The sequence below is a fragment of the Porphyrobacter sp. SLTP genome, assembly GCF_009905735.1.
Lineage (GTDB): Bacteria > Pseudomonadota > Alphaproteobacteria > Sphingomonadales > Sphingomonadaceae > Erythrobacter.
Genome location: NZ_JAAALE010000007.1, coordinates 41,316 through 54,920, shown reverse-complemented (window position 1 = coordinate 54,920; position 13,605 = coordinate 41,316). Strand labels below are relative to the sequence as shown.

Sequence of the window (13,605 nt, the reverse complement as noted above, 5' to 3'; positions counted from 1 at the left end):
ACGCTTTTCCCTTCTGACGATCTAGAGGACAGATAACGATGGCACGCGAACCAGGCCGTATTCGGCGCCGTGACAAGAAGAACATCACCAGCGGCGTTGCGCATATCAACGCCAGCTTCAACAACACCATGATCACCATCACCGATGCGCAGGGCAATGCGATCAGCTGGTCCAGCGCTGGCGCGATGGGCTTCAAGGGCAGCCGCAAGTCGACTCCCTATGCTGCGCAGGTTGCCGCTGACGATGCGGGCAAGAAGGCTGCCGAACACGGCGTCCGTACGCTCGAAGTCGAAGTGAAGGGTCCGGGCTCGGGCCGCGAAAGCGCGCTTCGGGGTCTTGCGGCTGTGGGTTTCAACATTACTTCGATCCGCGACGTCACTCCGATCCCGCACAACGGGGTCCGTCCCTCCAAGCGTCGCCGCGTCTGATCCGCCGGGATGGCGGGGGCGCTGTGCGCTCTCGCCGCCCGATCGGGTCAGGTGCCGCGTTTCGCGTTCGCATCTGGCCCGCCCAAGTTTGAACCGCCCCCTCCGGGCGAATTAGGGGAAATCCATGTCCGTCAACACCAAGAACTGGCAGGAACTCAAGAAACCCAACACCCTCGAAATCAAGGACGGCGGCGATCGTCAGCGCAAGGTCACGTTCGTGGCCGAGCCGCTCGAGCGCGGCTTTGGCCTGACGCTCGGCAATGCGCTGCGCCGGGTGCTGCTGTCGAGCCTTCAGGGCGCGGCGATCACCTCGATCAAGATCGAGAACGTGCTGCACGAGTTCTCCAGCCTCGCTGGCGTGCGTGAAGATGTCACCGACATCGTCCTGAACGTGAAGCAGATCGCGCTGCGCATGGAAGGCGAAGGCCCCAAGCGTTTGCAGCTTTCGGCGACTGGCCCGGGCGCGGTCAAGGCTGGCGATATTGCTGTCACCGGCGACATCGAAGTCATGAACAAGGATCTGGTGATCTGCCAGCTCGATGAAGGCGCGACGCTCAACATGGAGCTGACCGCTGACACCGGGAAGGGCTACTCGCCCGCCGTGCAGAACCGTCCGGCCGATGCGCCGATCGGGCTGATCCCGGTCGACTCGCTCTATTCGCCCGTGCGTCAGGTGAGCTACAAGGTCGAGAACGCCCGCGTCGGGCAGGAGCTTGACTATGACAAGCTCTCGCTGACCGTCGAAACCGATGGCACCGTTACCCCGGAAGACGCCGTGGCCTATGCCGCGCGCATCCTTCAGGATCAGCTGACCCTGTTCGTCCACTTCGAAGACGGCATCCCGCAGCCGGTCGGCCAGATGATCGGCCACGCCGTGCAGCCGGAAGAAAGCGACGCCAACCAGCTCAACCGTTACCTCCTCAAGAAGGTCGACGAGTTGGAACTGTCGGTGCGTTCGGCCAACTGCCTCAAGAACGACAACATCATCTACATCGGCGATCTGGTCCAGAAGACCGAAGCCGAGATGCTGCGCACGCCGAACTTCGGCCGCAAGTCGCTCAACGAGATCAAGGAAGTGCTCTCCAGCATGGGTCTGCGCCTCGGCATGGACATCCCGGGCTGGCCGCCCGAGAACATCGAAGAAATGGCCAAGAAGCTCGAACAAGAGCTGCTGGGTTAAAAGGGATGTGAGTCCCCGCGCAGGCGGGGACCTCATGCCGCATGAGACCCCCGCCTGCGCGGGGGGCTCACAACTGGGCGAAGGTGACGGCCCTCAACAGTCACCAGCACTGGGCTACCTGACACGGGCCCTTTTCGAACGGAGTAAAGAATATGCGTCATGGTATTTCGGGCCGCAAGTTGGGCCGCCGCACGGGTCACCGCAACGCCCTGTTCCGCAACATGGCCGCTGCGCTGATCAAGCACGAGCAGATCAAGACCACGCTGCCCAAGGCGAAGGAACTGCGCCCCTATCTCGAAAAGCTGATCACGCTGGCTAAGCGCGGCGGCCTGTCGAACCGTCGTCTCGCCATGAGCCGTCTGGGTGACGAAGTGCAGCTCAAGAAGCTGTTCGACGTTCTGGCCGAGCGTTATGCGGACCGTGAAGGCGGTTACACCCGCGTGCTGCGCGCCGGTGTGCGCGCTGGCGATGCGGTGCAGATGGCGATCATCGAACTGGTCGACCGCGACGAAAGCGCACGCGGCCAGGATTCCGGCCCGGTGCAGACCGCGGAAGACTACGAAGACGCATAATCCGCGTCACACGCAGAGTTAGCGAAGGGGCCGGGGCGGAAACGCTTCCGGCCCTTTCCTTTTGAGCAGTGCAGCCTAGTGTCGCACCCATGATCCGCACCGCTTTTGCAGCGTCCACGTTGCTCCTCGCCGCCTTACCGGCTTCTGCGCAATCCCAGCAGGAGGCGCTCGTCGCCCGTTACGATCGTGCGCTAGCGGCCGGATACAAGGCACTGATGCTGTGCGGTGCGATCGCCAATGCCGAGCGGAACGGGGCGACCCGCACGCCCGAGAGCGTCGAGCAATGGGAGCTCACCGGCATTCAGGCGCCGCACGATGCAATCATCGGCACCCTGCCTTACGAAATCGTCCGCCGCCCGAGCGGGCAGATTGCGCATGTGGCGGTCCGCTGGGCAGACGATATGCCAGCTCGGATCGCGGCCAATTTCGGGCCAGAGACCGGCTGTTCGGTGCTGCCGATCGGTGCGCCGGAGGATTCGAGCAATCCCGATCAACCGCTGCCCGTGGCGGCACAGCCCGAAGCAAAAGCGCTCGGCTCAGGCACCGTCTCGGCATCGGCTCGCAGCAAAGCCAAGGCACCCCATACGCTCGACCGGGTCTTCGCCAGCGCGCTCGCCGGGCAATATGGCGACGGCACCCGCACAACCGCCACGCTGGTCCGCTATAACCGCAACGGGAGCGGGCAGGTCGAGCAATCCTTCTACGCCCCCGGCTTTGGCGAGAAGACCCCCCAGCGCACTTGGTCCGTCGCGAAGAGCATCGCGGCGACCTTGATCGGTGCGGCGGTGCAATCGGGCGAGGCAAACGTCGCAGACCCCATCGCACTCAATTACTGGGTCGCAGGTGGGGAGACCGATCCGCGCAATGCCATCACCATCGATTACGCCTTGCGCATGGCGAGCGGCCGCTATTCCGACACTCCGGGCAACCGCACCGATCCGCTCTATTTCGGCGGCTCGACCATTGATGAGACGGCGGTAAACTGGCCGGTGCTCAATGCGCCGGGTACCGTGTTCCGCTATGCCAATAATGACACGCTGTTGGCGCTCAAGGGGATCGCCCAATGGTTGTCATTTTACCCGCCGCACCAGTTCTTTGCCAAGCTCGGGATGGCGGACACGGTGGCCGAAACCGATATTCGCGGCGATCACGTGATGTCATCGCAGGTGTGGAGCACGGCGAGCGACCTTGCGGATTTCGGCCAGCTGTATCTCAACAACGGCGTGCTCCCTTCAGGCGAACGTGTTCTGCCCGAGGGCTGGGCGAAATACGTGTCGACCCCAAGCGGTCCGCAGCCTGACGGCGCATTCGGCTATGGTGCCGGGTTCTGGCTGATGAACCGCACCGAGGGGGTGCCCGCCGATACCTTCGCCGCCTTCGGCAATCGTGGGCAATATGTGGTGATCGTTCCTTCGCGCGGGGTCGTGATCGTCCGGCGGGGCGAAGATCCGGCAGGTTCGGGTTTCGACATCGCCGCTTTCACGCGGGACGTGCTGGTGGCACTTCCGACCAGTTAGCCGATAATCGTTCATATTGTATGGGCTTTAGATTAACAAATCCTGTCATCTCAATTCAGCTTCATCACACCCCGAATCGCGCAAAAGCATCTTCGACACCGCAAGCAATCCTGCCCGCGGTGCCTGACGAGGAATGCTTCGATGACGACCAAGACCAACCTGCTGGCCTCCGGCAAAGCAGCCCGGCTTGTCTTCGGTGCGGTCGCTGCGACTGCGCTGACGGCGGCCTCTGCCACCCCTGCTATGGCTGATGACCACCGCGACCGCGGCGGGATCGGCGCGGGCGAGATCATCGCTGGCGCAGTCGTGATCGGCGGCCTTGCGGCACTTGCGGGCGCTTTTGACAATGACCGCGATGACCGCCGCTATGACTATCGCGACCGCGATGTGCGCGGCGGCTGGGATCGCGGCGGCTTCGGCAACCCGCGCACCGCGGTGGATCGCTGCGTCCGCGCAGCCGAGAATCAGGCGCGGCGCTTCGGCGGCTATCGCTTTGCCGACGTGATCGACATCCGCGATATTGACCGCACGCGCGATGGTTTCCGGGTCAAGGGCCGGATCGATGTGGGTGGCGGTTGGAACAACCGCGGCAATGATCGCGGCAACTTCACCTGCCGCTTCGACGGTCGCGGCGCGCCCTTCGTTGACTTCAGCGGTATCCGCGGCCTGCGCTGACCCCAATGAGCTACGCGCAGCCTGTCTCCTTCACGGCTGCGCGTGAACCTGCCGCCCCGTCTCCCCGAAAAGGGATGGCGGGGCGGTTTTGTTGTACCCCGCTCGGTTCAGCTTGGCGCAAGCCTGGCACGGTTAATCCTGCGGCTATCGGGGCGATTGGTGGCCGCTCGTATAGCAACAGGAGAGAGCAGCAATGGCTCTGACATTCCGCGCGCTTGCCTTGGCGGGCGCGCTTGCCGGTACCACCATGATTGCCGCCCCGGCTGCCGCCGCGCCGTTGCCTTCGGGCGCTGCGCTGGCCGCCACGCCCTTGGGCACCTTCGATTTCAGCCGCTATGATCCCGTTAGCGCCACGACCGAATGGCGGCGCTGCCGCTGGGGCTGTGGCTGGGGCGGGCACCGGCGCGGTTGGCGACGCAACCGGGTTGATGCGGGCGACGTGCTGATTGGCGCTGCGATCATCGGCGGGATCGCCGCCATCGCCAGCTCGAACAACCGCCGCGAACGTGAACGCGACGTCGTGATTGTCGACCGCGATGTGCGCAATCCCGACTGGCGCGATGATGACCGCCGTTACGACGACCGCCGCGATGATCGCCGCGCCAGCGCGCCGCGCGGTACCGGGGCCTCTGGCCTCGATAACGCGGTGAACCAGTGCCTTGACCGGATCGAGCGGGACGTCCGCGTCGATACGGTCAACGATGTCGAACGCACCGCCAGCGGGTGGCAGGTGACCGGTTCGATCTTCAACGGCGCGCAGTTCCGCTGCCGGATCGGCAATAACGGCCAGATCGACACCATCGATTATGACGGGACCTTTGGCGCGGGCGATTGGCGCGAACCTCAAGCTGATGCAGGGCGTCCTGCGGCAGGGCAGTTGGACGACCAGTCCTATGCGCAGATGCGCGCCGAACTGGGCGGCACGGTTCGCCCGGACATTGCGGTGCAGGAAGCCACGATGACCATGGCGCAGGCTCCTGCCGCACGCGCCACGACGACGACGGCGATGCCGGCCTATCCCGGCGGGCCGATCCCGGGCGAAGTCATCCCCGAAACCGTCGACAGCGATCTCTAAGGCAAAAGCGGGGGAGGGAGCCTAGGCGCCCTCCCTCTCGCCATAGCTTGGCAGGCCCCATTCCCAACGGATCGCCGCCGCGCGCAGGGCAAAGCCGCAAGTGAAGCCGAGAGCCCAGGCCCATTGGTCGCTTACGCCCAACATGGGCGCGGCCAGCATGCCCGCCACCGTCAAAGCGGCGGTGAGTGCGGCGGGGGTGACATACAATTCGGGGCTCATGATGATCGACGGGCGCCCGGCGACCACATCGCGGATGATCCCGCCGACGCAGCCGGTGATCACACCCATCAGCGCCGCCGGAATCGGCGGGATGCCATAGGCCAGCGCCTTGGCGCTGCCGATCGCGGCATAGGCGGCGAGGCCCGCGCCATCGGCATAATCGAAGCCCTTGCCCTCCCACCAGCGGACCGGCGTGAACCACGCGATCAGCGCGGTGCCGAGGCACACGGCTGCCACCCACGGATCGTCGATCCAGAACACCGGCGCGCGGATCAGCAGATCGCGCACCGTCCCTCCGCCTACGCCCGTTACCAGCGCAAAGAAGGCCATAGTGACGAAGGTCTGCTTGAGCCGCGCGGCCAACACCGCGCCCGACAGCGCGAACAGCGCAATCCCGGCCAGGTCCAGCCAGTCAAGGATCGGGGTAAGGACGGTCGGGGTCATAAGGGCTTACCGGCCGGGCGCGTTTTGCGGCGGCGGAACATCAGCACGCAGCCAATGAGCGCGCCGGTGAGCGAGAGCGCAGCAAAGAGAATCAGCACCGGGTGGCTGGTGTCCTCCCGCTCGGACAAGTCCATGATGTGCAGGCCCCATGCCAGGTCAAACGCCCGCCACCAGCGGGTGCGCACTGCCTCGATCGCGCCGGTATCGCGCCCGACATAGACATTGGTGCCATCCGCCAGTGCCACCTGCCACACGGCGAGCGGGCGGCGGAAATCGAAGGGCGTGCGGTCAGCGGGAAACAGCGTGACGCGCTCCACCGCATCGCCGCCGGTAATCTCGCGTGAAACCAGCGCCTGCGCGGCAGCCGCGTCGAGCGGCGGGAGGGCCGCACCACTCGCGAAATCGACCCGGCGGACGCTGCCATCCAGCCCGGTCAGGATCGCGACGGGGCGGTCGCCCTGCATTTGCACCCGCATCTCGGCCAGCTTCGCTTCGGGCGCTGCGAGATTGCTGCCGGGCAGCACCAGGGCGACAGGCGGGCTTTCGCGCCGCAGATGCTCGCCGCGCACCTCATCGATCGGGCGCGCGACCATCAGCAGGCCGGTTGCGAGCCAAATCACGATCGGCACGCCGACCAGCCAGCCAAGCCAGATGTGCCACTTTGCAAGAGAGCGCATGGAGAGGCCTGACATAGAAATCACTCGTCATTGCGAGGAGCCGCAGGCGACGCGGCAATCCACGGACCTTTGCGCTCCACAACAGACCATTGGTTGATGGATTGCTTCGCCTCCGGCTCGCAATGACGAGGGAAGGCTAAGAGTGCAACACCTGACCGATGGCTTCGGCCGCCGCGATGCAATCGAGATCGCTCCAGCGCGGCCCGATCACCTGCATGCCGCAGGGCAGTGTGCTGCCGAGATAAGTGCCGCTACCAATCGGGAGCACCGTGGCCGGCAGATTGGGGAAGGTCGCCAGCCCGGCCCAGGCGAGCGCATTGCCGCCCGGCTCTTCCTTGCCGTTGATCATCAAGGTGCCGCGGAACACCGCTTTGTCGCTGTGTGGCACCGCCAACACCGGGGCGGGCGGGGCGAGGACGAAGTCATACTCCGCGAACAAAGCCTCCCACTGCGCGATGCACGCCGCCTGCGCGTCGAGCAGGTCGAACCAGTCGGTGGCACTCGCGCGTCTGCCGTCCGGCGCCGGGGCACCGCGCGCCATCACCACGTTCATCATCTTGAGATAGTGGCGATATTGCTGCGCCTGATCGGGCAGCAGATCGCTCGACCGGTCGATCCGCACACCCGCGCGGGCCAGCTGTTCGAGCGCGGCTTCGGTCGGCTCCAGCACGCTGGCGTCGACCGGCGCATTGGGCAGCGCAGTGACGGCGAGAAGGCGGCATTCCTTCAGCGGCTTGGGACGGCGGCGCAGCGGCAGCTCGGCCCCCACTTCGGTCAGCACGGCAAGATCGGGCGCATTGCGCGCCAGCGGCCCGGCGATGCTCAGCGGGCTGTCATGCGCGGCGACAAAGCCTTCGCGGCGCGACATGCCGGGGAAATCATGGCCGTGCTTGGGGATGAGGCCCCAGGTCGTCTTGTGCCCCCACACCCCGCAGAAGTGTGCCGGTACCCGCACCGATCCGCCGATGTCGGTGCCGAAGTCGCCCGGCACGATCCCGCTCGCCACCGCGGCCGCACTGCCGCCCGACGATCCGCCGGGGGAGCGATCAGCGTCGTGCGGGTTGGAGGTGCGGCCATAGACCGGGTTGAAGCTTTGCCAGTCGGTGAGATCGACCGGCACATTGGTCTTGCCGATGATGATCGCGCCGGCCGCCCTCAAGTGGCGCACCAGCGCTGCGTCGCGGGTGGCAAGCTGATCGCGGAACTCCGGGTGGCCGAAGGTGGTCGGCAGCCCGGCGACGTCGAAGCTTTCCTTGATCGTCATCGGCACGCCGAACAGCGGTTGGTTCAGTTGCCGAGGCGCGCTGTCCATCACCCGCGCGGTCTCGCACGCCCGCTCGAAATCGGGGACGGCGAGCGCATCAATCGCGGCATCATCCCGCCCGGCCCGGGTGATCGCCGCATCGACCGCTTCGGCCACGCTGATCTTGCGCGTGCGGATCGCCAACGCGGTCGCCAGCACCCCGGCTTTGTCGGTCAATTGCGGATAGGCCATGCGTGGGTTCCTCTCTCTCGGGCAGGGGTCTACCCAGACAGGGACCTGCGCAAAAGCCTGCCTGAATAGTTAGCTGTTCAATTTAACCGCCGCAGCCTGGCATCAATCTGCGCGGTGATGTCGACCGGGAGGTAGAGGCCCTGGCCGTGCGCCGTGATGATCCCCGTCTCGACCCGCTCGATCGTAATGCTGTAATCGGCGAGGCGCCCCTTGCGCTTGGCCAGCGCGCGGTCGATCTTGCCGCGCAGCTTGGTGAAGTCGCCTTCGAAATTCTGCGCCAGCGCATCGGTGATCGCGCCCTGAAAATCGGGCGAATTGGCGAGCGCGAACAGGAATTCCTCGCCTACGATATCGGTATCTCCCGTGATCCTCACCTCAGTGAACTTTACCGCGCGCGATCCGCGGGTGTTGACGGGGCGCGCGGTCAGCCAGATCCGCCCCTTGGCCTGCTCGATCACCGGCAGGTCCGAGTTCGCCGTGAACTCGCCGCCCACCGCGATGCGCCCCTCGCCGGTGCCATAGACGGTGATGGTGTCGAACTGTGCGGTGACCGAGCCGTAATCGGCAATCACGAACGGCCGCTGGGCGCGCTTGGCCAGCGCCTTGGCGATCACCGGTTCAAGCACCGCGTAATCGGCCACCACCGGCACATGCAGGATGGACTTGGCCTGCGCCTTGTCACGCCGCGCCAACGGAGGAAGCGGGGCGGGCGCGGCGGCATCGGGCTTGATGCCGACGAAGCTTTCGAACATCCCATCAAGGCCCAGACGGAGCACCAGCTCGCGCCCCTCAACCGTATAGCCGCCGAATCGGAACTGTTGCGGGGTCATCCGCCCCCACACCGCCGGATTCTCGCGGTTGAGCACGAACACGCCGTGCGCCTTGGTCCAGCCATCCTGCGCGGTTGCCCTGACCGGGAGGCGAGCCAGTTCGCGCGCGACGATCCGTTCAACCTCGCGCTTGACCGGGCGCAGCTCGCGGTCGGCTTCGCTGGTGAAGGTGATCCGCCGTCCGAGGAAGTCGATCCCCGGCTCGCGCGTCCAGCGGTAATCGAGCTTTGCGGTGCTGGCGAGCTTCCAGTCCGGCGTCAGATCAAGCCGCAGCGCCAGTGCCACTTCCGCTGCGCCTGTGCCGGTCTCGCCTTTGAACATCCCGGCGACATCGCGCGCCGCCAGCGTGCCTGAGACCGGCAGGGTGACGATAAGCGCCTCACCCTTGCCACTCAGCCGCAGCCTGCCGCGCGTAACCTTGCCAATAATGTGGCATTCGATCTTGGGCGATTTGACCTTGAACAGCGCCAGATCGACCTTCTTGGAGGCGACACATTCGCTCCCCGGACGGTCGATCCGCCACAATTCGCGCGGCAATTCGCGTTCGAGCGTGCGTTCAAGCTCAGCCAGATCGAGCTTCAGGTCGACCGCGATCTGCGATGCCTGCTGCTGGAAGACGATCGGATCGTCTCCGCGCGGCGGCGCGACGGAAGCGGTATCGTCGGACGCGCCGCAGCCCACCAGCAAGATCAAGCTGGCGGCTGCCAATGCGGTCATGGCTCTGCGAACCGCGTTCACTGACGCCCCTTCTCGCCTGCTCTTGGGCGTTGTCTCAACAGATCAGGATGTTGGCAGATTGCGAGCGCTATGGCCAGCCTCGCGCGCGGTTGCGCCAAGGGCGAGCCCAAAGCCGAGGATGGGCGCCGCGCCGTAGCCGATCAGCGGGTAGGGGAAGGGGGCAATTACCGCCATCGCGCCGAGTGCGACAAGCAGCGCGGCGAGCGCGGCACCCTCGGCGCGCTGGGTCTGGGGAGATATGACGAGATGCCACAGCGGAAGCACGAACAGCATCGCCGCCAGAGCGGTTGCCCGCAGCGCGGAACGTTCGGCCACATGAGGCAGGACGTTCTCGGTAAAGATCTGCGGCTCCAGCGTGCCTTGTTCGAAGGTTGCCGCTGCGAGCAACAGCGCGGCAAGGCTGACCGCAGCATAGGCAATACCTCGCGTGCAGAAGGCCAGTGCCGCGCTCGCAAGTCCGAGCGCAGCGAGCCCCGCCGCATCGGGCTGGCGCACCAGCCCCAGGCCCGCCAGCGCGAGCACAGCGGCGCCAGCCCCACGCGGCGCGCTGGCAACCAGTACCGCGATCAGCGGCAGCAACAACGGGCCGGATTGCATCACGACCGGCCCGGCGGGAAACCACCGCGAAACGCCGCCCACCTCGGGACCGAGGAAGTTGGGGAGATGCAAAGCGAGAGCCCCAAAGCCGGCGAGCGACAGCCGATAATTCTTGTCCGAGGGCACGCGCCCGAACAGCACCCACATCAACGCCAGCGCCAGCGCGCCCGCGTTGACAGCGATCAGCCGCGTGGGCGCTTCAAAGGCGGTGAGGTATGCCAGCCCGCCCAATGTCGGGAGCAGCAGGGGCAGGGTGAGCCGCCAGCGATCAAAGGCCTGCGCGCTCACCCCTGCCGGATCACATGTGGATCGGCTTGCCCGTCACCGCCATTGCCGCTTCCTTGAGCGCTTCGGCGTGGGTCGGGTGGGCGTGGCAGGTATAGGCGATGTCTTCGCTGGTCGCGCCGAATTCCATCGCGACGCAGGCCTCGGCGATCATCGTGCCGGCGAGGCTGGCGATGATCCACACGCCGAGCACGCGGTCGGTTTCCGCGTCGGCGATGACCTTCACGAAGCCTTCGGTGTCGCGGTTGGCCTTCGCGCGGCTGTTGGCCATCATCGGGAACTTGCCGACCTTGACCGCGAGGCCGCGCTCCTTGGCCTGTTCCTCGGTGATGCCGACACCGGCGATTTCCGGCGCGGTGTAGACGACGCTGGGGATCACATCGTGGTTTACGATACCGGTCAGCCCGGCGATATTCTCGGCCACAGCGATGCCTTCATCCTCAGCCTTGTGCGCGAGCATCGGGCCGGGGACGACGTCGCCGATGCCCCAGATGTTGGGCACGCTCGTGCGGAAATCGTGGTCGATCTCGATCTGCCCGCGCGCGTTGGTGCTGAGACCCGCCTTGTCGAGCGCGAGCCCATCGGTGTTCGGACGGCGGCCGATCGCAACCAGCACGTGGCTTGCTTCGAGCGTCTGCGCATCCCCGCCCGCCGACTTTTCAATGGTGAGGGTGACGGTCTTGCCCGAAACGCTCGCGCCAGTGACCTTGTGGCCGAGCATCATCGCCATGCCCTGCTTCTTGAACACCTTCTGCGCTTCCTTGCGCACATCGCCGTCCATGCCGGGGAGCAGCTGGTCGAGGAATTCGACCACGGTGACCTTGGCACCCAACCGCCGCCACACCGAGCCAAGCTCCAGCCCGATCACGCCACCACCGATCACCACCAGGTGTTCGGGCACTTCGTCCAGATCAAGCGCGCCGGTGCTGTCGACGATACGCTTACCCGCGTTGTCGACGGTGACGCCGGGGAGCGGGGTGACTGACGAACCGGTGGCGATCACGATGTCCTTGGCGGTAACCTTTTCGCCCGCCACGGTGACGGTGTGCGCGTCCTCAAACGCCGCGTGGCCTTTGAGCCAAGTGACCTTGTTCTTCTTGAACAGGAATTCGATCCCGCCGGTCAGCTCGCCCACGGCCTTGGTCTTTTCGGCCATCATCTTGCCGAGGTCGAGCGTCGGCGTGGCGGTGATGCCCCAGGTGGCAAAGTGGCCGTTCGCGGCCTCATCGAACAGCTCCGATCCGTGGAGCAGCGCCTTGGAGGGAATGCACCCGACATTGAGGCAGGTGCCGCCGAGCGTGGCGCGGCTTTCGACGCAGGCGGTCTTCAGCCCCAGCTGCGCCGCGCGGATCGCCGCGACATAGCCGCCGGGGCCGGCACCGATGACAAGGACGTCGTAATCGTAGGAATGGTCAGCCATTTCGTTCCTCTTTCGTCATCCCGGCGAAGGCCGGGATCTCGGGCCTCCTGGAACGGGATGTGCCGCTCTGGGCCCCGGCCTGCGCCGGGGTGACGAGAGCGTTATGAATTCACAAATCAATCAGCATCCGGGTCGGATCTTCAATCGCATCCTTGATGATCTTGAGCGCGGTCACCGCCTCGCGCCCGTCGATCAGGCGGTGGTCGTAGGACAGGGCGAGATACATCATCGGACGGATCACGATCTGGCCATTGCGGACGACCGGGCGGTCCTCGATGCGGTGGAGGCCCAGCACCGCCGACTGCGGCGGGTTGATGATCGGGGTCGACATCAGCGAGCCGAACACGCCGCCGTTGGAGATGGTGAAGGTGCCGCCGCTCATGTCTTCCATGGTCAGCGTGCCCGCCTTGGCGCGCGCGCCGAAATCGGCGATGTCCTGCTCGATCCGGGCAAAGCCCTTCTTGTCGGCATCGCGGATCACCGGGACGACGAGGCCGTTAGGCGCCGAGACCGCGACCGAGATATCGACATAGTCGTGATAGATGATCTCGTCGCCGTCGATATAGGCGTTGACCGCAGGCACGTCCTTCAGCGCAAGGCAGGCGGCCTTAGCGAAGAAGCCCATGAAGCCCAGACGAATGTCGTGCTTCTTGGCGAACAGGTCCTTGTACTTGTCGCGCGCTTCCATGACGGCGCTCATGTCGACATCGTTGAAGGTGGTGAGAAGAGCCGCATTATCCTGCGCGCTCTTCAGCCGCTTGGCGATGGTCTGGCGCATCCGGGTCATCTTGACCCGCTCCTCGCCGCGGGCATTGCCGGTCGAGGCCGACGCCGCAGCGGCCGGAGCCGGCGTGGGCGCAGGTGCGGGGGCAGAGGTGCCCTTGGCCTTGGCCTCGGCTGCGGCGAGCACGTCTTCCTTGGTCAGGCGGCCGTCCTTGCCGCTGCCCTTGATGGTCGAGGGATCGACGCCGTGTTCCAGCACCGCACGGCGCACGGCGGGCGACATGGTCTGCGCCGCGCCCGGCACGTCCTCGCTGACCGTCGGGGCCGGGGTGTCCGCCTTGGGCGCCGTCGCGGCAGCAACCGTCACCGCTGCCGCGGTGGTTGCGGTTGCGCCCGCTTCGATCACTGCGATCACCGCGCCGACTTCCACTGTGTCGCCCACCGCCGCGCGGTGTTCGGACATAATGCCGGCAACCGGCGAGGGCACGTCGACCGCGACCTTGTCGGTTTCGAGGCTGCAAATCGGCTCATCCGCGGCGACCGCTTCGCCGGGCTGCTTGAGCCATTCGGCGATGGTGCCTTCGGTGACGGATTCGCCAAGGACGGGGACTTTGATTTCGGTGGCCATTGCAATGCGTTCCTAAACTCTCTTCCGTTCGGTTCGAGCGAAGTCGAGAACCATTCGTGCAGGTGTCTCGACTTCGCTCGACACGAACGGATATGTGGGCGT

The 13,605-nt window shown here is 65.7% G+C and carries 13 protein-coding genes; 6 read left to right on the top strand and 7 right to left on the bottom strand.

Features of this window, described 5'->3' with window-relative positions:
• Positions 1-38: 38 nt before the first annotated feature.
• The 6 genes from rpsK to GVM20_RS07580 all read left to right on the top strand — a co-directional run bounded on the left by rpsK (position 39) and on the right by GVM20_RS07580 (position 5,447).
• Positions 39-428 (top strand): 30S ribosomal protein S11, encoded by a 390-nt coding sequence (gene rpsK / locus GVM20_RS07605; protein WP_101791853.1) that lies wholly within the window; start codon positions 39-41, stop codon positions 426-428.
• A 124-nt stretch (positions 429-552) separates the two neighbouring features.
• Complete coding sequence (locus GVM20_RS07600) at positions 553-1,608, top strand: DNA-directed RNA polymerase subunit alpha (RefSeq protein WP_166546621.1); 1,056 nt, start codon at positions 553-555, stop codon at positions 1,606-1,608.
• Positions 1,609-1,760: 152 nt separating this feature from the next.
• Complete coding sequence (gene rplQ / locus GVM20_RS07595; RefSeq protein ID WP_166546620.1) at positions 1,761-2,180, top strand: 50S ribosomal protein L17; 420 nt, start codon at positions 1,761-1,763, stop codon at positions 2,178-2,180.
• A gap of 89 nt (positions 2,181-2,269) precedes the next feature.
• Positions 2,270-3,697 (top strand): serine hydrolase domain-containing protein, encoded by a 1,428-nt coding sequence (locus GVM20_RS07590; RefSeq protein ID WP_166546619.1) that lies wholly within the window; start codon positions 2,270-2,272, stop codon positions 3,695-3,697.
• A 141-nt stretch (positions 3,698-3,838) separates the two neighbouring features.
• Entirely contained in the window at positions 3,839-4,372 is a 534-nt protein-coding gene (locus GVM20_RS07585) for a hypothetical protein (protein WP_166546618.1), read from the top strand.
• Positions 4,373-4,565: 193 nt separating this feature from the next.
• Positions 4,566-5,447 (top strand): hypothetical protein, encoded by an 882-nt coding sequence (locus GVM20_RS07580; protein ID WP_166546617.1) that lies wholly within the window; start codon positions 4,566-4,568, stop codon positions 5,445-5,447.
• Between the two features lie 21 nt (positions 5,448-5,468).
• On the opposite strand, the gene GVM20_RS07575 is transcribed toward GVM20_RS07580, so the two are convergent.
• The 7 genes from GVM20_RS07575 to odhB form a co-directional block, all read right to left on the bottom strand.
• On the bottom strand, positions 5,469-6,110 hold the full coding sequence (locus GVM20_RS07575; RefSeq protein ID WP_166546616.1) for a trimeric intracellular cation channel family protein: 642 nt from the start codon (positions 6,108-6,110) through the stop codon (positions 5,469-5,471).
• Positions 6,107-6,787, bottom strand: coding sequence for a PepSY domain-containing protein (locus tag GVM20_RS07570; protein ID WP_234031905.1), 681 nt, complete (start codon positions 6,785-6,787; stop codon positions 6,107-6,109). The genes GVM20_RS07575 and GVM20_RS07570 overlap by 4 nt, the downstream gene beginning before the upstream one ends.
• A 136-nt stretch (positions 6,788-6,923) precedes the next feature.
• Positions 6,924-8,282 (bottom strand): amidase family protein, encoded by a 1,359-nt coding sequence (locus GVM20_RS07565; protein WP_166546614.1) that lies wholly within the window; start codon positions 8,280-8,282, stop codon positions 6,924-6,926.
• A gap of 77 nt (positions 8,283-8,359) precedes the next feature.
• Positions 8,360-9,829 carry a DUF4403 family protein gene (locus GVM20_RS07560; protein ID WP_166546613.1) on the bottom strand — a complete coding sequence of 490 codons (1,470 nt, stop codon included), beginning with the start codon at positions 9,827-9,829 and terminating at the stop codon, positions 8,360-8,362.
• 63 nt (positions 9,830-9,892) lie between these two features.
• Positions 9,893-10,735, bottom strand: a complete 843-nt coding sequence (locus GVM20_RS07555) for a hypothetical protein (protein ID WP_166546612.1) — start codon at positions 10,733-10,735, stop codon at positions 9,893-9,895.
• Between the two features lie 10 nt (positions 10,736-10,745).
• Positions 10,746-12,152, bottom strand: coding sequence for a dihydrolipoyl dehydrogenase (lpdA, locus tag GVM20_RS07550; protein WP_166546611.1), 1,407 nt, complete (start codon positions 12,150-12,152; stop codon positions 10,746-10,748).
• A gap of 109 nt (positions 12,153-12,261) precedes the next feature.
• Positions 12,262-13,503 carry a 2-oxoglutarate dehydrogenase complex dihydrolipoyllysine-residue succinyltransferase gene (gene odhB / locus GVM20_RS07545; RefSeq protein WP_166546610.1) on the bottom strand — a complete coding sequence of 414 codons (1,242 nt, stop codon included), beginning with the start codon at positions 13,501-13,503 and terminating at the stop codon, positions 12,262-12,264.
• Between the last annotated feature and the right edge of the window lie 102 nt (positions 13,504-13,605).

Coding starts and splice junctions, on each gene's coding strand:
- rpsK (WP_101791853.1), top strand. CDS start 39: ATGGCACGCGAACCAGGCCGTATTCGGCGCCGTGACAAGAAGAACATC.
- GVM20_RS07600 (WP_166546621.1), top strand. CDS start 553: ATGTCCGTCAACACCAAGAACTGGCAGGAACTCAAGAAACCCAACACC.
- rplQ (WP_166546620.1), top strand. CDS start 1,761: ATGCGTCATGGTATTTCGGGCCGCAAGTTGGGCCGCCGCACGGGTCAC.
- GVM20_RS07590 (WP_166546619.1), top strand. CDS start 2,270: ATGATCCGCACCGCTTTTGCAGCGTCCACGTTGCTCCTCGCCGCCTTA.
- GVM20_RS07585 (WP_166546618.1), top strand. CDS start 3,839: ATGACGACCAAGACCAACCTGCTGGCCTCCGGCAAAGCAGCCCGGCTT.
- GVM20_RS07580 (WP_166546617.1), top strand. CDS start 4,566: ATGGCTCTGACATTCCGCGCGCTTGCCTTGGCGGGCGCGCTTGCCGGT.
- GVM20_RS07575 (WP_166546616.1), bottom strand. CDS start 6,110: ATGACCCCGACCGTCCTTACCCCGATCCTTGACTGGCTGGACCTGGCC.
- GVM20_RS07570 (WP_234031905.1), bottom strand. CDS start 6,787: ATGCGCTCTCTTGCAAAGTGGCACATCTGGCTTGGCTGGCTGGTCGGC.
- GVM20_RS07565 (WP_166546614.1), bottom strand. CDS start 8,282: ATGGCCTATCCGCAATTGACCGACAAAGCCGGGGTGCTGGCGACCGCG.
- GVM20_RS07560 (WP_166546613.1), bottom strand. CDS start 9,829: ATGACCGCATTGGCAGCCGCCAGCTTGATCTTGCTGGTGGGCTGCGGC.
- lpdA (WP_166546611.1), bottom strand. CDS start 12,152: ATGGCTGACCATTCCTACGATTACGACGTCCTTGTCATCGGTGCCGGC.
- odhB (WP_166546610.1), bottom strand. CDS start 13,503: ATGGCCACCGAAATCAAAGTCCCCGTCCTTGGCGAATCCGTCACCGAA.